At 40.6% G+C, this 19,417-nt stretch carries 17 protein-coding genes; all 17 read left to right on the top strand.

Going from position 1 to position 19,417, the window contains the following annotated elements; all coding sequences use genetic code 11:
* Nucleotides 1-365 precede the first annotated feature (365 nt).
* The 17 genes from INF29_RS11025 (at nucleotide 366) to INF29_RS10945 (ending at nucleotide 19,230) form a co-directional block, all read left to right on the top strand.
* Nucleotides 366-1,475, top strand: coding sequence for a DNA cytosine methyltransferase (locus INF29_RS11025; RefSeq protein ID WP_193486577.1), 1,110 nt, complete (start codon nucleotides 366-368; stop codon nucleotides 1,473-1,475).
* Nucleotides 1,476-1,527: 52 nt separating this feature from the next.
* On the top strand, nucleotides 1,528-1,866 hold the full coding sequence (locus INF29_RS11020) for a hypothetical protein (RefSeq protein WP_193486575.1): 339 nt from the start codon (nucleotides 1,528-1,530) through the stop codon (nucleotides 1,864-1,866).
* Between the two features lie 44 nt (nucleotides 1,867-1,910).
* Nucleotides 1,911-2,834: a hypothetical protein gene (locus INF29_RS11015; protein ID WP_334298149.1), complete on the top strand. Its 924-nt coding sequence runs from the start codon at nucleotides 1,911-1,913 to the stop codon at nucleotides 2,832-2,834.
* 50 nt (nucleotides 2,835-2,884) lie between these two features.
* On the top strand, nucleotides 2,885-3,847 hold the full coding sequence (locus tag INF29_RS11010; RefSeq protein ID WP_193486571.1) for a DNA adenine methylase: 963 nt from the start codon (nucleotides 2,885-2,887) through the stop codon (nucleotides 3,845-3,847).
* 48 nt (nucleotides 3,848-3,895) lie between these two features.
* The gene (locus tag INF29_RS11005; protein WP_193486569.1) at nucleotides 3,896-4,204 is read left to right on the top strand and encodes a hypothetical protein; all 309 of its coding nucleotides are present in this window, start codon (nucleotides 3,896-3,898) and stop codon (nucleotides 4,202-4,204) included.
* A gap of 16 nt (nucleotides 4,205-4,220) precedes the next feature.
* Nucleotides 4,221-4,400 (top strand): hypothetical protein, encoded by a 180-nt coding sequence (locus tag INF29_RS11000; protein ID WP_193486567.1) that lies wholly within the window; start codon nucleotides 4,221-4,223, stop codon nucleotides 4,398-4,400.
* Nucleotides 4,397-5,551, top strand: coding sequence for a hypothetical protein (locus INF29_RS10995; protein ID WP_193486565.1), 1,155 nt, complete (start codon nucleotides 4,397-4,399; stop codon nucleotides 5,549-5,551). The genes INF29_RS11000 and INF29_RS10995 overlap by 4 nt, the downstream gene beginning before the upstream one ends.
* Before the next feature lie 121 nt (nucleotides 5,552-5,672).
* A complete protein-coding gene (locus INF29_RS10990) occupies nucleotides 5,673-6,398 on the top strand; it encodes a class D sortase (protein ID WP_306530611.1) in 726 nt (241 codons plus the stop codon).
* Between the two features lie 154 nt (nucleotides 6,399-6,552).
* On the top strand, nucleotides 6,553-7,611 hold the full coding sequence (locus INF29_RS10985) for a CAP domain-containing protein (protein ID WP_193486561.1): 1,059 nt from the start codon (nucleotides 6,553-6,555) through the stop codon (nucleotides 7,609-7,611).
* An 87-nt stretch (nucleotides 7,612-7,698) separates the two neighbouring features.
* Nucleotides 7,699-13,494, top strand: a complete 5,796-nt coding sequence (locus INF29_RS10980; protein ID WP_193486559.1) for a SpaA isopeptide-forming pilin-related protein — start codon at nucleotides 7,699-7,701, stop codon at nucleotides 13,492-13,494.
* A gap of 87 nt (nucleotides 13,495-13,581) precedes the next feature.
* Nucleotides 13,582-13,845 carry a DUF3852 family protein gene (locus tag INF29_RS10975; protein ID WP_243184147.1) on the top strand — a complete coding sequence of 88 codons (264 nt, stop codon included), beginning with the start codon at nucleotides 13,582-13,584 and terminating at the stop codon, nucleotides 13,843-13,845.
* A gap of 580 nt (nucleotides 13,846-14,425) precedes the next feature.
* Nucleotides 14,426-16,243, top strand: a complete 1,818-nt coding sequence (locus INF29_RS10970; RefSeq protein ID WP_193486557.1) for a reverse transcriptase domain-containing protein — start codon at nucleotides 14,426-14,428, stop codon at nucleotides 16,241-16,243.
* Between the two features lie 75 nt (nucleotides 16,244-16,318).
* Nucleotides 16,319-16,453, top strand: coding sequence for a DUF3852 family protein (locus tag INF29_RS10965; RefSeq protein WP_084730699.1), 135 nt, complete (start codon nucleotides 16,319-16,321; stop codon nucleotides 16,451-16,453).
* Nucleotides 16,454-16,536: 83 nt separating this feature from the next.
* Nucleotides 16,537-16,728, top strand: a complete 192-nt coding sequence (locus INF29_RS10960; protein WP_193486555.1) for a hypothetical protein — start codon at nucleotides 16,537-16,539, stop codon at nucleotides 16,726-16,728.
* Nucleotides 16,712-17,323: a Fic/DOC family protein gene (locus tag INF29_RS10955; RefSeq protein WP_193486553.1), complete on the top strand. Its 612-nt coding sequence runs from the start codon at nucleotides 16,712-16,714 to the stop codon at nucleotides 17,321-17,323. The genes INF29_RS10960 and INF29_RS10955 overlap by 17 nt, the downstream gene beginning before the upstream one ends.
* A 92-nt stretch (nucleotides 17,324-17,415) precedes the next feature.
* The gene (locus INF29_RS10950) at nucleotides 17,416-18,276 is read left to right on the top strand and encodes a conjugal transfer protein TrbL family protein (RefSeq protein WP_193486551.1); all 861 of its coding nucleotides are present in this window, start codon (nucleotides 17,416-17,418) and stop codon (nucleotides 18,274-18,276) included.
* A gap of 108 nt (nucleotides 18,277-18,384) precedes the next feature.
* A complete protein-coding gene (locus INF29_RS10945; RefSeq protein WP_193486549.1) occupies nucleotides 18,385-19,230 on the top strand; it encodes a hypothetical protein in 846 nt (281 codons plus the stop codon).
* The last annotated feature ends 187 nt before the right edge of the window (nucleotides 19,231-19,417 follow it).

The raw sequence follows: 19,417 nt of genomic DNA, 5'->3' as shown, positions 1-19,417 counted from the left end.
ACTGTGGTTGTAGCCTTTCATAAACCATCAAGTGGTAGGGGGTGATAAACAATCCACAGTATCTCCAACAGTATAGCATACAGACCTTGGAGAGAGTCTATAAACACTACTACTTTATAATACGAGGAGGTGATGCCGATGAAATAGAAGAAACTGATCTGGATATGCAGATATAAGCAAAGAAACAAGGCGGAACAATCCGCCTTGTTTCTGTTTTAAGATTCTGAAAACAAGCCCATAAGACAAACCGAATCGGAGCAGAAAGCCCTCTTTTCGCTGCCATCTTACAGGTTGTTGTATGTTACCTCAGAAAAAAGGAAACGTCAACAGCATGGAAAGAAAAGACAGCGAAAGGAGAAATGTGTATGTATTTTTTGGATTTTTTTGCCGGGATCGGGTTGTTCCGTTTGGGACTGGAGCAGGCAGGCTGGACCTGCAAAGGGCATTGTGAGATAGACAAATATGCCAATATGAGCTATCTGGCGATGCACCGCATAAAGGAGGGAGAGTGGTTTGAAGAAGACATCACCAAAGTCTGTGCCAAAAGCCTACCAGATGTCGATCTTTGGACAGGCGGATTCCCTTGCCAGGATGTCTCAATGGCAGGGGAAAGGAGAGGATTATACGGAGAACGAACTGGCTTGTTTTTTGAGTTTGTTCGACTCCTCCGAGAACGAGGTGACCATAAACCCAGATGGCTTATCCTTGAAAATGTTAAGGGAATCTTTTCCTCTGGCGGAGGCTGGGATTTTGCCATCGTTCTATGTGAACTGGCCGCATTGGGGTACGGTGTGGAATATGCGCTTGTCAATTCCAAAGACTACGGAGTACCCCAAAGCAGAGAACGTGTGTACATTATCGGAGATCTTACAGGAAGAAGTACCGGAAAAATATTTCCTCTCAGAAGCCCAGGCAAAACAGCTCCTGCACAGATTATTGGAGGCCCGCAGGGAAGCAGGATCTATGACACAGGAGGCGTTTCACCAACTATCACTTCAGGAACAGGAGGATTAGGCGCAAAAACAGGTTTGTACTTTGTTGCGAAGGATGTGCAAAGCGGTCTTGTAACAAAACCCTACAGCGGCACCATTGACGCAAGCTATGGAAAGGGATTGGGATGCCGACAGCACAGGACAGGCATTTTGGAAAGCAGACTGCCAAGAGCTTTGTTGAATCCAGGAAAAGAAAAGACAAGACAAAACGGAAGGAGGATCAAAGAAGAAAACGAGGAAATGTTCACACTTACGGCATCTGATATTCATGGAATCCTTTTGGATTCCCGTATCCGAAGACTAACACCATTGGAAACATTTCGTCTGCAAGGGGTACCGGATGCATATTTTGAAAGAGCAGCCAGCGTATGTTCAGACGCACAGCTGTATAAACAGATCGGAAACGCAGTCACAGTGCCTGTGGTGCGAGCCATCGGCGAAAAAATAGCAGGATATTGGAAAAATGAAAACATTCAAAGCTGAGAACAGACAGATGGTCTGTTTTTTTATTACTTATTTTAAGGAGGGATTTTATATGATTCGTTTGTATGTGGCAAGTGAAAAACTGGTAAAAGAGGAAAAAGACATCTGTGTCAGATTGGTTCTTCCGGTAGAAGAAAATGAAATCTGGATCGCCCTTGAGAAAACAGAAATGGAATCGTTGGATGACTGCGAGATTTCAGATGTAGAGTGTGATGTGGAAGAAGCACAGGAGTTTTTGTGTTCTTTGGAAATCAGCAGAGTCAATATTTTTGAACTGAATGTTTTTGCCGGTCTTCTTTCTGCATTGCCGGAAGATGAATTGATGCTTTATCGAGAAAAGTTAAAAGATAAGCAGCCCAAAAGCCTCGAAGAAGCCATTTATGAGATTTGACGCAGGCAGAAAAAATTGCAAAGGAGGTGTAGCCGTTGAATGAAGTGATAAAGCAAATGCAGAAAAGAATTGTGGAAGGCATACAGCTTCCAGATAAGAAACAGCAAAATCAGTTAAGAAAATATGTGGAACAAGCACTGCAGGAAAGCATCAAGGATTTAGCAGAGCATGGCGGCGGACCAAAAGCAGAAGACAGATTTTGGAAACGATTAGAGCATATCGCAGCTAAAGAACCAAAAAATCGAATCATATATCAGAACTATCAGGATATTAGTTATTTCTGGCAGTATACGGAAAACTGGTACAGCTGCTATCCGCCGAACTTGAGCGAGGAAGAAAGAGATAAAGCTCTTGGTTATGCGGAATTTAAAAGAAAAAACGTGGAAGACAGAGAAAGGTATATGACCGTCTATTTCCCGTGCGGCAGAATTGGTTTGAAAGGTTTTTTTGTAGACAATAAATTACCTGAAAGCTGTGGGCATACGGTTTATGGAGTTTATTGCGAAAATGAAAAAACATATACCATAGGAGAAATACTTGAAAAACTGCCAAAAGAAGAAATGGATGTATTTCAGCTCAACGAGCTATTTTGCAGGTTTGATAAACTGCCAGAGGAAATGCAGCGTGTATATGGTTTGGCGCTTCCATTAAAAGAGCCGAGAACTGTAAAAGAAATGATCGACCTGATGGACCATCTTTCGGAAGTCTGTGTGGTAAACGGCATCCAAAATGAAAGGCAGTTAGGCGAGTTTTTGGTGGAAAATGAACTTTTTGATGTTTCATTTCCCGATGAAGTTTTGCCATATCTGGATTACGCAAAAATCGGCAGGGAACATATGCAGACACATCAGGGGAAACTTATTCAAGGTGCGTATGTGGAAGATACTTCTGCTGATAATGTAAATCAATTCAGCCAAGAATCAAACGAAGAAAATGACCAAAGCGATGATTATGAAATGAAGTTGTGAAAGGAAGGGATAAAAATGGATAAAGGCTCATAGAAGTGAGGCGATGAAATATGGTAAACAGTATGATTCCATGGATCGGTGGAAAACGATTGATGCGTGAGTTCCTCATTGCACGTTTCCCACCGCATTATGATAAATATGTAGAAGTATTCGGTGGTGCTGGTTGGGTGCTTTTCGCCAAAAAGCCGGAAAGGTTCGAGGTGTATAACGATGCCAATTCCAATCTGACCAATATGTTCCATGTAGTAAAACATAAGCCCATGAGCTTTGTAAAAGAGCTTGGTTTTTTGCCGCTGAACAGCAGAGCAGAGTTTGATCTGATGCTGGACTGGCATAGAAAGCAGGATTTTTCACTGCCATATCAGACAGAAGAAATGGCACTGGCAAAGATTTATCTTTCTCCTATAGATTTTCGGGAGTATAAAGAACTGATCACAACACAGGCTGAACTGGGCGATGTGAGGCGAGCAGCTACATTTTATAAGCTGATCCGCTACAGCTATGCGGCAGGTGGAAACAGCTTCAATGGTCAGCCGGTAAATATCGCCCAGACATACCGCACTATATGGCTTGCCAACCGCAGGCTGAATGAAAACGGCGTGAAGAGTGACAGTGAGATTTTGATGGCTGGCGGAAATCCGGGCAAAGGTGTGATCATACAGAATAAAAGTTTTGAGGTCATCATCGCTTTGTATGACAGTCCAATGACTTTCTTTTATCTTGATCCACCATACTTTGGGACAGAAAAGCAGTATGAGGAATTGTTTACATTGGAACTGCATTATCTGCTCCGTGAAGTGCTGGGGAAGATAGAAGGATTTTTTATGCTTTCATACAATGACTGCGAGTTTATTCGTGAGCTGTATAAAGATTTTTATATCACGCCTTTTGAAAGACTCAACAGCATAGCACAGAAATATACACCAGGGGGTATGTTCAAAGAACTTGTGATTACAAACTACGATCCAAATCTGAGATTAAACAGTCAGCCAAAACAGCTGACACTGCTTTGAAAAAAGGATTCTATTTTGGAGTTTTTGTTGAATGAAGGAGGTATGGATATGACAATCAATTGTTTTAAAACCGTCAGTGCGAAGGGGTTGATTTATCTGCCTGTGGCACTTAGAAGATTCGTTGGAATCCATGAGGATGATGTGGTGCAGATAACCGGAAGGGGCGGGATCATTTTAATCAATAAGGCTGAAGTGACTGCGGAGAATCCTGTGGAGGTGCTGCAGGCAGATTTCCAAAAAGAAAAGGAGGATGCGGAAAAAGAACGAGATCAGATCAAAAACAGAATCAAGCAGTTGTTAAGCGAAGGAAAGTCCTTGGATGAAGTGTTGGACGAAGTCCTTCGCTTTTTTTATTGAAAAGGGGTGACAAACCATGGACATTGAAAAAGCATTGCGGCAGTATCAGAGAACAAAGGATTTTTCTGATGACTGCCAGAGGAAAAAAACAGAACTTTTTGCTGATTTTCATCTTCTCCCCGATGACCTGACTATAGAACGCATGGTACTTGAGGAGAAAAGGAAAGAATTAGAAGAAAGGAGGGAATCCGTATGAAAAAAGCAATCTTATGTCTGATTGCGGCAGTATCACTGCTTCTGCCTGTATCGGCTGCGGCATCTCAGGTGAGTGTAGAAACGCTGATACAAGAGGAAAATGCAACTGAAAACACATTGCCTGTACCAATCTCCGTGGAAAGGAAGAACATAGACGGTGTGGAATATCTGGTCAAGGTTTATGATCTGCCGGCGAATACACCACAAGAGCAGCTGGTGGAAGAAGACTTTGTATTGGAAGATTTCCTGTTCAGCTATATCGCTGCGGATAAACAGCTCAATGAGAATAAGGACACAAAAGAAGTCACAGAAGACGCTAAGGCAGAAGGCGGTTCCAAAAATCTGGAAGATGTCATCAAACTCTTTCCAGCAACAAAAACATACGACAAAGATGGATATCAGGGTACATTGACACTGGATACCGGCAGCATCGTCACAGAGGTAGCAGGCTATACCACCAAGAATTATACGGTATCTGCCACAAAGGAATACCCAGGCTTGATGTATGCCGATCCTTCTTACGTTGCTCAGTCAACAATAAAAGATGGATATACATTGCCCTTGACCAATGTCAGCTGGACTGTTATGGGAACATCCCTTGCCGGAGACACTTTGGTACCCACAGAGTATAAGGCAGTAGCTACTTATTCAAAAACATTCAGCTCGCAGGTGCCTACGGGCTATGTATCCACAGCAAGGTACAAAGGCAATGTAACAAAGACAACGGCGGATACGGCAACCTTTACCATTACTTACACAGGAAAACTGATGGAAAATGGAATGCCGCCAGTATTAAAAGCAGTAACAGGCATTATTGCGGTACTGCTTTTGGGCTGTGCCATTGCCATGCTGTTGCTTTATCTGAAAAACAGGCAAGGGGCTGATGTGTATAATCTCATTGACAAAGAGTATATCTGCATTGGAAGACAAAATGTCAATCCAAAGCAGCCTGTGATTGATTTGAATGAGTTTGAGGACTTGATTCAAAGCAATGTATTCCAGTTTGTGCTGGACAAGAAAACAACAAAGGCACTTTTCGGCAGGAATATCAGTGTGACCTATAAAGACATGACAGTAAAGCACAGAGTCAATGAGAAAAAAGGAGAATATCGATTTGAACTGGATTTGGGAGGTGTGTTGGATGCGGAATAAAATGAGAACGATGCTGCTTTTGTTTTTATTTTCTACTATTGGCTTCTGCGTGCCAGCTTATGCTCTTGACTCAGATTTAAGTTACAATTACAAAACAGAGAATCAAGAGGAGTTTGTTATTGTGGGAAAATCCAATATCAACATCCAAGGGGAGATACCGGATTATCTCAGGGATATTTATGATGTATCACCGCAGACAGTCTATGATTCAGAGTATGGGGCAAATGTGGTGGAGCCAAATGCACCATCCATTAACAACACTACATACGCACCAACCAATGCACCAATCAATCCTTATACCCAAAGTCCAAACAGTCTGATTACAGGTACAGCCTATGGCGGGGGTACCAGTGGAAGCTACACAGCAGATATTTCTTCAGACGGCTATGTGACAAATGAGATTCCAGAACAGGTATATGACGAAGTTTTGCAGTATCCCTTAACAACCATTGAGCAGGTGCGAAACAGCGATGGGAGCATTGGCGTATTGAAGATTCCAGAAATTGGGCTGACGGTAACCGCCTATGACGGTGATACCTTCACAGCGATGAAAAAAGGTGTGGGACATTTGGCTTCCACTTCCTGCTGGAATGGAAATATCGGTTTGGTAGGACATAACAGAGGTACCAATGACTACTTTGGAAAACTGAAAAAACTGGATATTGGCGATGAAATGACCTATACCACGAAACTTGGCACAAGAACCTATGTGGTAAAATCCATTACAAAGATTGCCGATACAGACTGGTCAAAACTTCAGTACACCAGTGACAACCGCTTGACATTGATCACCTGTGTGGAAGATGTGGGCGATCAGCGTCTTTGCGTGCAGGCAGTGCAGAAATAATCTTTTGCTTGCAGTGTAAATGCTTTTCCAATATAAATGATATTGAAAGGAAAACAAGGGGAAGGAGGCGAAATAAATATAGAAAGACTTTGGCAGAGATACGGTTTCCAATTGATTCAAAATGCAGTGAAAAAGAAAAAGGAGCGTGAAAAATATGAAAAAACGATTAGCAGCCATATTGGCAGCCACAATGGTATTAGGTACAGCACCAAGAGCTTTCGCTGCTGACCAGATCACAGTTACAGTTGATGGGGAAAAGGTCAATTTTGAGGATCAGCAGCCGGTGAATATTGATAACAGAGTGATGGTGCCTGTAAGAGATGTGGCTGAGAAAATGGGATGGGAAGTCACCTTTGAAACATATCCTGGAAATACCTTGGTTGACGGAGTTTTCCAAGATGAACGCCACATTATAATCCAAAAAACTGTGGATGTTGGCAGGGATTTAGGAAGAAATTTCATCTATCTCACAAACATCACGATGGAAACCAACTCTATCCTCGTAGGCAATTCTGGATATTACGCAGAAGAAGAAAAATTAAAAGCTACACCAGTGGTACAGAATGGCAGAACACTGCTGGGTGTCAGAGATATCGCAGAAGGACTTCATGCCGATGTTGTCTGGAATAGTGCCACCCAAACAGTAGAAATCAAAACTAAGCCGGCAGAACAATTTGCTTACTATAAAGAATTGTTAGACTATGTTGACAGATATGCAGAAGTGGCAGATGCTCCTGCAGAACCAGAAAAGGTGAAAACGGATTCTCTTACAGTTGAGGAAAAAAGACAACAGATACAAGAACAGTATGAAGCAGAGCAGAATGCAAAAAGTGACGAATATGCTGAAGAAGTAATTGATCTAATCAATAAAGAAAGAGAAAAGGCGGGGTTACATCCACTTCAGACAGATGAAACACTGATGAAGGCTGCTGATGTGAGAGTTCAAGAAATCTCATCAAAATTTTCCCATACAAGACCAAATGGAGAAAACTATATTTCTGCAGCAACCGAAGCAGGTTATCCAAGTAGTTATGTTGGAGAAAATATTGTGGCTAGAGCAGATTCTCCAGAAAGGGCAGTAAAAGATTGGTCAGAATCTAAAGATCATAAAAAAAATTACATGAAGTCAGAATACACTTACACAGGGGTGGCGTATTTATACGACAAAGATAGTGAATATGGTAGTTACTGGGTACAGTTGTTTGCTGATTGATAAATAAAAATATAGGGTAGGTAAAAAAGAGATACAAACAGTGTATCTCTTTTTTATATGCAAAAAATCAAAAAGGAGGGAAAACTAATGTGTAAAACAAGAAAAATCATTGCCTTTTTGCTGGCATTGATAATTGCTTTGCCAACGATATTTATGCCAACTGCGTATGCGGCAAATGATGGTAGTGACATCACAAAAATTACTGTTGTTAAAGGCAAAGATATCAATGATATGCTGTATGGCGGAAAAAAAGTGCTTCATTCCTCCGCATGGTGGTACGATGCGGATGGCAATAAAAATCCAGCATTTTGTGTTGATCCCAATAAGGCTGGTCCTGGAGAATACTTTGCTGGAAAGTATGATTTGAATGTGGCTGGTGCAGAAACAAATGAAAAAGTTGCCGCCATCATCAATAACAGTATTCCATATAAGACGTATCAGGAATTAGGTGTAAACAGTGAAGAAGAAGCCTATGCTGCTACAAAGGCAGCCATTTGGTGTGTGATTGGTGTGTCAAATTATACAAATAAAGATGCGTGGGATTGTCCTAGTAATCCGAACGTAAAAAAATTATTTGACAAACTGGTTGATCTAGCATTGAATAATCCTGAACCAGTAAAAGCAGCAGTATACGGTACGATTAAGGTGGATGAAGAACCAGTGGAAGAAGGAAACTACTTTGTACAGCGTTTTCAGGTAAAGGAAACAAGTAATTCTGGAAAGAAAATCACAAAGTATAAGGTCGAATTGACTGGTGATTATCCAGTTGGAACAATCATTACAGGTGAAGACGGCATCGAAAAAACACAGTTCAAAGGTGATGAAACATTTGCAATCCGTATTCCAAAGACTTCTGTTCCAGCAAGTGGCAATGCAGAAGCAAACGTGAAGATCTCTGCTAATCTGTATTCCAATGTTATTCTGATTGGCAAACCCTTGAATGGACTGGATGGTAAAGTACAGGATATGGAAATCGGTATGCCAAATCAGCCGATTACAATCAATGCAAAAATGATTGTTGGTGAACCGGGTGACCCAACAGAGCCTGGAGAACCTGGAAAGGGTAAGCTGAAAGTTATCAAACTGGATGCAAGAGATAACGCCACTCCTTTGGAAGGTGTAACATTTGATTGTTATAACTCACAGGGGCAGTTGATCGACACAGGTACGACAGATAAATCTGGCGTATGGGAGCCTAATATCACCACTGAGGGAACGTATACCGTTGTAGAACGTTCTTCCGGCAATAGTTATCAGTTGACAGAACCTACAACTTTGGTAATTACAGTACCAAAAGATGGAACTGCAACAGCAACATTCCGTGATTATCCGCCGCATATTGTGGTGACAGAAAAAGAAGATGCAGAAACAGGTGAACCTATTCCTAGCGTGCAGTATGAAATCATGCAGATCGATGGAAAAGGTGCATGGAGAGCAACGGGCAAAACTGATGCAGATGGGAAAATCACATGGGAAGATGTACCTGACGGTACATATCTTGTAAGAGAAGTATCTACCGTAGAAGGATATATCTTGGATCAGACACCTCAGTATGTGACTGTAAGAAATGGACAGGCTCCCAGCCTGAAGTTCCTCAACAGCAAATTCCCTGGGCTGACTATCACAAAGATCGACCAGCAGACAGGCGAAGTCGTTACCGACCCTGCAACCTTTAAGGTAGAACAGGTAGACGGCAGTTACACAACCACAGTCACAACAGAAAATGGTGTTGCTACACTGAAAAATGTACCTGTAGGTACTTATAAAATCACAGAAGTGACTGCACCTGAAGGATACGCATTGGGTGATTGCCCTCAAACCGTATACCTTGGCAAAGACAAGAATATTCAGGTGGTTATGAAAAATTTGAAAAAACCTGTGCTTACCATCGAAAAGATCGACGGACAGACAGGTGATCCAGTACCAGGCACCAAGTTTGAAATCAAGAAATCCGACGGAACTGTGATCGGTACCGTAACAACAGGTGCAGATGGCAAAGTAACAGTCGGTATGGACGGTGGCGAACTTGGATATCTCGATCCCGATGTATATACTGTAACAGAAGTATTTGTACCAGAGCCTTATGTGCTGACAGGTGAGCATCAGGACATCAGACTGAATGCAGGCGATAGCAAGTTCTTGTTATTTGCAAACCTTGAGATGCCCAGCATCACCGTTGAAAAATACGACGAAGAAACAGGCGAAAAATTGCCTGGCGCGCAGTTTGCTATCTATGAGCAGGCTGACACTGCACGTCCAGTTGTTGAAGGCATGACTGACGAAAACGGTAAATTTACATCCGGCTATCTCAAACCCGGTACTTATGTGGTCAAAGAACTGAATCCACCTCCTGGATATATGTTCTCTGATAAAACAAGCCCTGACAGAGTGATCGTTGCGAAACCTGGCGATGGTGAAATCATCGTGAAGGTAGACAATATCAAATTGCCAGAACTGACAATCAAGAAAATCGACTCTGTGACCAAAGAGCCGATTGCGGGGGTTGTGTATGAAGTCAAGGAAGTAGACGATACCAGCGTACAGCCCACAACAGCTACTACCGATGAAAACGGTATGATCGTGATTCCTGGGCTGAAAGCAGGTACATATGAAATCACTGAGATTTCTACGCCGAAACCCTATATTTTGAACAGTACACCGCAAAGAGTCAAACTGGAAGCAGGCGATCAAAAAACACTAATGTTTGAAAACATCAAATACCCTACATTGATCATCGAGAAAATAGATTATACAACCAACAAGGGTATTCCAAACACCACATTCAAGATCGAGCATGAGGAAGACGATGGTGCAATTACAACAGTCGGTACATTCAAGACCGATGAAAATGGCAGAATCAAACTGCCGTATGTAGAACCTGGCTGGTATATCGTAACAGAAACCATTCCGGCACAGGGTTACCAGAAACCGACAAACCCTGTAACTCGTATTTACTTGAATCCTGGCGATAACTCTTATCTGAAGGATGATAATATCGCAGGTGGCGGCGGCACTGGTGGTACAGGCGGCAGTACAACGACCGAAGGTATTGAAATCACCAGTGGGAATGATTACGAAGTTGTAGACGGTATCGTAAACTATCCTCTGAACAGTTTGGTCATCAAGAAAGCAGACGCCAATACAGGTGAAATGCTGGATGGTGCAACCTTTGAAGTATTCCGAATCACAGGGGAAACAAGTGGTCAAAACGGCAAACTGATCTGCACGGCAACAACTGATCATTCCGGTGTTATTGTTATCACTGGATTGGAAGCAGGTGCTTATGCGGTCAGAGAAACAAAAGCACCAAACAACTACATTATTGCGGAAACAGATATGCAGACAGTCAATATGAAAGCAGACGGAACATCTGTTGTGGAAGTAGTATTCCGAAACTATCCTTACGGCTCTCTGCTCATCACAAAAGTGGATGCCTTGACCAATAAACCATTATCCAATGCCACTTTCCAAGTAACAACAGGTGATGGAACGGTGGTTGGCAACAGCAACGGTATGTATACTACAAACAGCGATGGCGAAATCCTGATTCCAAATCTGAAACCAGGCAGTTATGTAGTAACTGAGCGCATTGCACCAGAAGGATATGCCTGCGATACAAAACCGCAGACCATTGAAATTGGTACAGATGGTGCTACATACAAAGTGCATTTCCAGAATCAGCCTATGTGCTCTCTCGTGATTTTGAAGAAAGACGCAGATAACGGTAATCCATTGTCTGGTGCGCAGTTTAAGGTGACAACATCCAAAGGCGATGTCATTGGAAGAAACAATGACATCTTTACCACAGACAGCAATGGCTCTATTACGATTTCCTACCTTGCTAAGGATAGTTATATCGTAGAAGAAGTAAAGGCGCCGGATGGCTATATGTTGGAGGAGCAGTCCAAAACCATCGCGCTGGATTATGGCAAAACATATACATTGGAGTTCACCAATAAAAAGATGACTTCTCTTGTCATTAAAAAGGTGGATTCCATCAGTGGTGAACCGCTTGTTGGAGCAAAATTTGCTGTGGAAAAGCAAAATGGGGAACACGTAGGTGAGTACACTACAGATAATACCGGTACCATTCTGCTTCCGACACTTGATCCAGACTGGTATGTGGTAAGAGAAACAAAAGCACCGGAAGGCTACATTTTGGACGAAACACCAAAAACCGTTGAAGTAAAAACGAGTGTGCCAACAGTGGTAACATTTGAAAACAAACCGCTTTCAGGAATCAAAATCGTAAAAACCGATTCCGAAACAGGGGAACCGTTGGAAGGTGTATCCTTCTCAGTTTCTAAAATGAATGGCGAGAAAATCGGCACATTCAAAACAGATAAAGAAGGTATGGTCTATATCTCTGATTTGGAAGACGGCTACTACACGATAACAGAAACAGAAGGCTTAGAAGGCTATCACTGGGACAAAGAACCGAAAACCGTTGAGGTTAAGTCTGGAAAGCAGACTATTGTGGAAGTGGAAAATCAGCCATATTCCGGTTTGGTCATTAAGAAAACTAACAGCAGGACCGGCGATCCTATCGAAGGTGTGGAATTCCTTGTAACAAAATTCAACGGCGAGCAGATTGGATATTATGAAACAGATGAATCCGGCTTGATTGTTATTGAAGGGCTGGAAGAAGGCACATACTTGGTAAAGGAAACAAAAGAAGCTAAAGGTTACAAACTTGACAGTGAAGCCAAAGAAGTCGAGATCAAAGACGGGAAGAGAACAACATTAAAAGTGGAGAATGATCCAATGTCTTCTGTATTGATCCATAAAATCGATTCTGTCACAGGAGAAGGCATTCCAGGAGTAAAGTTCCTGTTATATGACAGTGACAATGAACCAATCGGTCAGTTTGAAACAGATGACGAAGGCTATATCTGGATCAGAAAAGAACTTCTAGAAGGCAAGTACAAACTCAGAGAATTAGAGCCTGCAGAAGGATATATCTCTGACAACAGCGAGAAAACATTCTATGTGCAGAAAGGCAGAACAACAGAAATCGAGTGGGAGAATACACCGGAAGTCGGTCAGATCGTTATTACAAAACGTTCTTCTGAGTTCAATGAACTGACAGGTCTTCCTGCCGGTTCTCCATTATCTGGCGCGGTATTTGAAATCTATAATACCACAGGAAATTTGGTAGACAAGATTTCTTCCGGCAGCAATGGTGTTGCGGCATCAAAAGGTTTGCCTGTAGGTGTCTACACCATCAAAGAAGTATCTGCACCAAGATATTACGCTTTGAATGATAAAACACTTTTGGCAGAAATCAGGCACAACGGTGATATCGTCAGATTTGAAGTGCTGAACAGCAGCATTTCTTTGAACTTGACCGTTCAGAAAAAAGGACCAAATGCCGCATCTCCTGGACAGACCATCCAGTATGACATTTATGAAGTGCAGAACGGCTCCACCGGCACTTTGGAAAACTTCTATATCCATGACAGGATTCCAACAGATGCCACAAGAGCTTTGAAGATCGTCACAGGGACATATTCCGAAAGAATGTATTATAAGATCACTTATAAAACGAACTACAGGGATTATCGTGTGCTTGCGGAAAATCTTCTGACAAAGAACAGCTATGAATATAGCCTCCATCCAAATGTACTTGGCTTGGCAAATGGGGAATATGTAACAGATGTGCGTCTGGAATTCCCGAAGGCAAGCCCTGGTTTTAAGATGCTTGAAAATATGTCTGTATTCTGTCAGGTAATGCCGAATATGCCGAAAGATTACCGTATCGTCAATAGAGCAGATGTTGGCGGAAGATACGGCAATGAATGGGAAAGTGCAAAGACCAGCTGGAACACAACGGTGTGGACTGTGAATACACCGCCGGTAACGCTTCCCAAAACAGGTTATTGATAAAAAAGCAATGAGTAAATAAAATAGTTTTGAGAAATATGGGGCAGTCTTAAGGCTGCCCCTTTTCTATGAAAGGAGAGAAGAACAATGGCAGTAAGATGGAAAAGGGTATTTTTGCTGACTGTGGTTGTGCTTATGGCAGTGATCTTCTTTGCACCGCCAGTATTTGCGGCACCGGATAGTGGGCAGGTTTCCACAGCCATTGAAAGCACTTGGAAAACAGCAGCAACACAGATCAAAACCGTAACCAATAACGTTATCTTTCCAGTGGTAGATTGTGTGCTGGCAATCCTGCTTTTTGTCAAATTAGCTATGGCTTACTTTGATTGTGCGTCCATAAAGGCTATCTAATAATTGTAGGTTTAGCAACCTAACAGACTTGTGCTTTAATGTCTGTCATCAACCGACTTACTTGTGAGAGAAATCAATAACAAGGAACATAGCACGTCGGTAACGTCATAAGTTGAGAAGTTATCATCTCACGACTGAATGGCAAGATGAAAAGAGTGATATAAGGATAAAAGTTAAACTACTTGAACCGCAGTCTGATGGGCTTGTGTAGGAGCTGAAACACAAGATAACTATAGGTGTTTTATTGCATATCTGTACTATGTTAGTCGAGTAGATACAGCCAAAGCTATATGCAACCAAAATGTATAAACATTAAAAGGCGAAAACGGTATCCGACAATCATTCACGCTATTATTAGTTAATTAAATGGAGATTGCCTAACCCGAAATGCCAATGATTTGGCTATGTGTAATGCCATTAGGGGATAAATCTCAAGTGTAAAAAGCAAGAGAGATGACACTGAATATTCGGTACGGCAACGGAGCCACCGTAGTAGTTTGAGCAAGGGAAAGCCTTGTACGTGGCGAAGGGTGGCAGTTTGTTATTTTAACATGAAAGAAAGGATAGTGTGTGATACATTATGAGAAATCCAATCAATGTGTTAAACAGTTTGCAACAACATAGTTCTGAAAAATCATATACTTATGAACGATTATACAGAAATTTATATAATCGTGACTTTTACTTGCTTGCATATCAAAATATATATGCAAGTGAAGGTAATATGACAAAAGGAACAGACGGTAAAACAATCGACGCAATGAGTTTAGAAAGAATTGATAAACTTATTGAAAGCCTAAAATCTGAAAAATATCAACCTAATCCGTCAAGAAGGACATATATTCCAAAGAAAAATGGGAAAATGCGACCGCTTGGCATACCGTCATTTGATGATAAACTCATACAGGAAATGATAAGAATGATATTACAGACAATCTACGAGGGATATTTTGAAAAATCATCTCATGGTTTTAGACCAAACAAAAGTTGTCATACAGCTTTAAATGCCATACAAAAATCATTCACAGGAGCAAAATGGTTTATCGAAGGAGACATAAAAGGTTTTTTTGATAACATCGACCATAAAATAATGATAGGTATTTTGTCAAAAAGAATAAAAGATGAAAAGTTTTTGCGATTGATAAATAAATTTTTCAGAGCAGGATATTTGGAGGAATGGCAATATCATAACAGCTACTCCGGCACACCACAAGGTGGGATTATCAGCCCAATACTTGCTAATATATATCTTGATGAATTTGATAAATATATGCAGGAACTAAAATCTGAATTTGACAAAGGAAAAGGTAGAAAAAAGTTGCCACAAGCAATTAAATTTCAAAGTCATTTACAAAGACTTAGAAGAAAGCTTCATGTAACAACAGATGAGAGCGAACGACAAGAAATTTTGCAGAAAATAGCAGAAATTCAAAAACAGAAATATCAAACACCATATAGTGACCCAATGGACAATGATTTTAAACGTTTGCAATATATTCGATATGCAGATGACTTTATTGTTGGTGTGATAGGCAGTAAAGAAGATGCAAAAAGTCTGAAAAGCAAAATAGCAGAGTATCTCAAAAACAGTTTGAAATTAGAACTTTCAGAAGAAAAAACGTTAATAACAAATTCATCTGACAAAGCAAAATTTTTAGGATATGAGATTTATGTAAGAAAAACAAATGCGGTTACAACAAATAAAAATGGAACAAAATCTAGAAACTTGAGTGGTTCCGTTTGTTTATCAGTATCTATGCAAACTATAAGAGATAAACTTCTGGAATATAAGGCTATGAGCATTGAAACTACTGTATATGGAAAAGAAAATTTTAAACCTAAAGCAAGGTATTACCTTAAAAATAATGATGACCTTGAAATATTAGAGCAGTATAACAGTGAAATTCGAGGTTTCAGAAATTACTATAGTTTGGCAAACAATTCATCAATCGTAAGTTCATTTGGGTACATTATGCAGTATAGTATGTTCAAAACGTATGCTACCAAGTACAGGACTTCCGTACGAAAAATTACACAGAAAATGCGTATAGGCAAAGGTTTTGGAGTGCGATACAAGGACAAAAAAGGAAATATAAAAACACGTCTGTTTTACAATGGAGGATATGCACGAAAGAAATTAAAGTACTCGGAAAAAGTGGATATTATTCCAAAAACAATCATGTATACGGCGAAAACAAGTTTAAAACAAAGGCTTGAAGCCGGTAAATGTGAATATTGTGGCAGAGAAGACGGAATGATTGAAATACATCATATTCGCAAACTAAAAGATTTAAAAGGCAAAAGTCGATGGGAAGCTTTTATGATTGCAAGAAACAGAAAGACAATGGCATTGTGCAGACAATGCCATACTGACTTGCATCTAGGCAGACTGAAATAACAAATGGAGAGCCGTATACATTGAGAGGTGTACGTACGGTTCGGGGGCGAGTGTTGGAAAACCTATCATAGTAATATGACAAGGCGTCGGGCACTTAGCCTACACAAAAAGCATGGTGAATTTGATTTCGCGCCAGTGGCAATCCTGTTCTTTGGTCTGGTGTTTGCTATTACAGCACCGACTTATATCTGGAATATTCTTGGAATTTAAGTCGGGGAAAATCCATTGAGTCAAACCCATAAAAATGGTATAATATCAATATCAAGAGAAAATGGAAAGAGGTGCAGAATGGAATGAAAGATACCGAATGGATCATCAAACAAGTAGATGCGTCTATGGCAATGGAAGGAATGCCTCTTACAAGCAAGGATAAGGATAGAATCCGCTTTTGTGTGGGAGATAATCAGAAAGTGGAAAGTACCATTCAAGATTTGGTAAGACAATATGTCACAGAATCGGAGTTGAAATATGGACAGAGATTATAGTTACAGTTATGAGTTCGATGAACGATACTGTTATCCGCATTCCGATATTCTAATGAATAAATTAGGAATTCGAGATGCAGAGGAACTCAAAAAGGCGGAAAGAGAAATCACTTCTGTCAGACTTGCCAATGCAAGGGTGCATAAAATCAAAGGGAATTTTGATTTGCAGCATTTAATGGATATTCACAAATATATATTTCAGGATATTTATGATTGGGCAGGTGAAATCAGATGGGTAAATATCGCAAAAGGAAATATGTTTTGTAACTATCCATTCATTGAAGCGAATGCGGAAAGTTTATTCCATAAATTAAAACAGGAAAAATATCTGAAAGAAACATCTGAAAACGATATGCCACTTCGGCTTGCCTATTATCTCAGTGAGATTAATGTAATCCATCCTTTTAGAGAAGGAAATGGAAGAACACAGAGATTATTTATTGAGTATTTGGCAGAAGAAAATGGGTATAGCGTAGACTTTTCGCAAGTGACATCTGATGAAATGATCAGATCCAGTGCAGAAGCTTTTGCCTGTCAATATGATAGTATGAATCAGTTATTTCAGAGAATTACAAAGAAAGTTGATATGAATTGAGCCTTTATTCTAAATAGGATAAAGGCTTTTTTCGTACAAAATAAGTGTTTAGATGAACATTTCTAATAACAGAAAAAGAAGGTGATGAAACGATGTTTGGCTTAGACTTCGCCGTAGACGGTGTGCTGGATCAGTTCTGTGACTGGATCTACGGTAAACTGATCACATTCTTCGGTGAGTTTTTCAGTATGATCAACATGATGGGTGCAGAACTTTTTGAGCTGGATTGGATCAAAGCAATCCTGCTCTTTTTTTATTATTTCGCCTGGGCGTTGTATATCGTTGGTATTGTAGTGGCTGTGTTTGACACAGCCATTGATGCACAGAGAGGAAAAGGAAGTTTTCAGGACTTGGCGTTAAATATCATCAAAGGTTTTTTCGCCGTCAGCCTGTTTACTGTAGTACCTATCGACCTTTATGTCTTCTGCATTAATCTGTCAAATGAACTGATCGGTGCCATTGCTAGTATGTCGGATTCACCAGGAAAACTTGGTGCCATTGCCACTATGGTACTGGGCAGCTTTGAAACGCCTGGTGCCAATGTGGTGGTGTCTATTGTGTTTGTCATACTCATTGGATATGCGGTCATCAAAGTGTTTTTCGCAAACTTAAAACGAGGTGGTATCCTTCTTATTATGATGGCAACTGGCAGTCTTTATCTGTTCAGTGTGCCAAGAGGATACAGCGACGGATTCGTATCCTGGTGCAAACAGGTAGCAGCTCTCTGCCTGACAGCGTTTTTACAGACCATTGTACTGGTTGCAGGGCTGGTTACTTATAACGCAAATATGCTGCTGGGCATCGGATTGATGCTTTCCAGCACAGAGGTACCAAGGATCGCACAGAACTTTGGATTGGATACCAGTATGCGTTTCAACGCAATGAGTACGGTATATTCCGTAAATTCCGTAGTCAATATGGCACGTAATGTAGGAAGAATCGCAAGCAGATGAAAGAAGAAGGAACAAAACAAAAGGAATGGAATAATCATATTTGTTTGCAATGCTTTGATTCCGTGATATACTTTAGATAAGCAATCAGAAAGTAAAGGAGGAAGGAGTATGGCAAATATCACACGTGCAAATGGAACACTCACATTAGTAGGAGATTGGAAGGAAGAAGATATTGCTCTGTTCCAGCCAGTTTTAAACAGCTGGAGTTTTTATGGACAATATGGGATTCAGTATTGTGGAAACTTGTCTGAACAAAATAAGAGTGCCTCTTTTTTTGGCTGTGGACGTTGGGGTTTTTTGGGAACATTAGAATCTTTCCATGAATGGACCATAGACTGGATCAAAACCCATGGACCTTTGACAGTACAGGAGTATCAAGATTTTCTGAAAAATATGCACAAAAAAGATTTGAAAATTGAAATGAGTTATGAAGATGACGGAGGTGAATTTTTTGTAGAAGAAACCGGTTTTTTTGTTAGTGATGGCGAAGAACTGATTTACCATACTAGCACAAGTGCTCCTATTGAAACGCCATGGGAAGATTATGGAAAAGAATGTTTCGATGCGGCTGTTGAATTTTTCAGAAGTTTTACGGTAGATGCGGATGATTTGAAACTGAAAAAATGGGTCAAGCAGTGGATTCGCCCAAGTCATTGTTTTTTGGACTATGAACCGGGAGAAGATGTGTATGAATTTCTGGAAAACAATTCATTCATGATGGAGGACGCATTTTTTTATGACGAAATACTATTTGACGCTTTAAAACAAAACATAAAGTTAAAAGAAGACGAACGTTTAGAAGAAATGTATCGTTTTATGGAAGAAACTTACGGTATTGATTATACCTTGGAACTTCCAGAAGATTTTGATCGTTCAGAGCTGGCAGAAAATGAAAGCGACGAAGAATTCATTCGCTGGTATGAACAATTAGAAAAAAAAATGAAAGCAAAATAAAACAGTAGATATAGCAATATGAATTACGATAAAGGACAGAACTATGTATGGTTCTGTCCTTTTTTGTATTATTACTTTAGTGCTGAAGGCTGCAAAGCAGCCTTTAACAACCGCCCGCTCTGCGGGTGAGATTAAAGCTTAAGCAAAAAGCATCGTCCTTGTTGTAAAATAAGGGTGTTCAAGCCTA

Source organism: Anaerotignum lactatifermentans, from assembly GCF_014982935.1.
In the GTDB taxonomy this organism is placed as follows: domain Bacteria; phylum Bacillota; class Clostridia; order Lachnospirales; family Anaerotignaceae; genus Anaerotignum; species Anaerotignum lactatifermentans.
The sequence above is the reverse complement of the archived record's forward strand: the minus strand, read 5'-3'. Positions and strand labels throughout refer to the sequence as shown.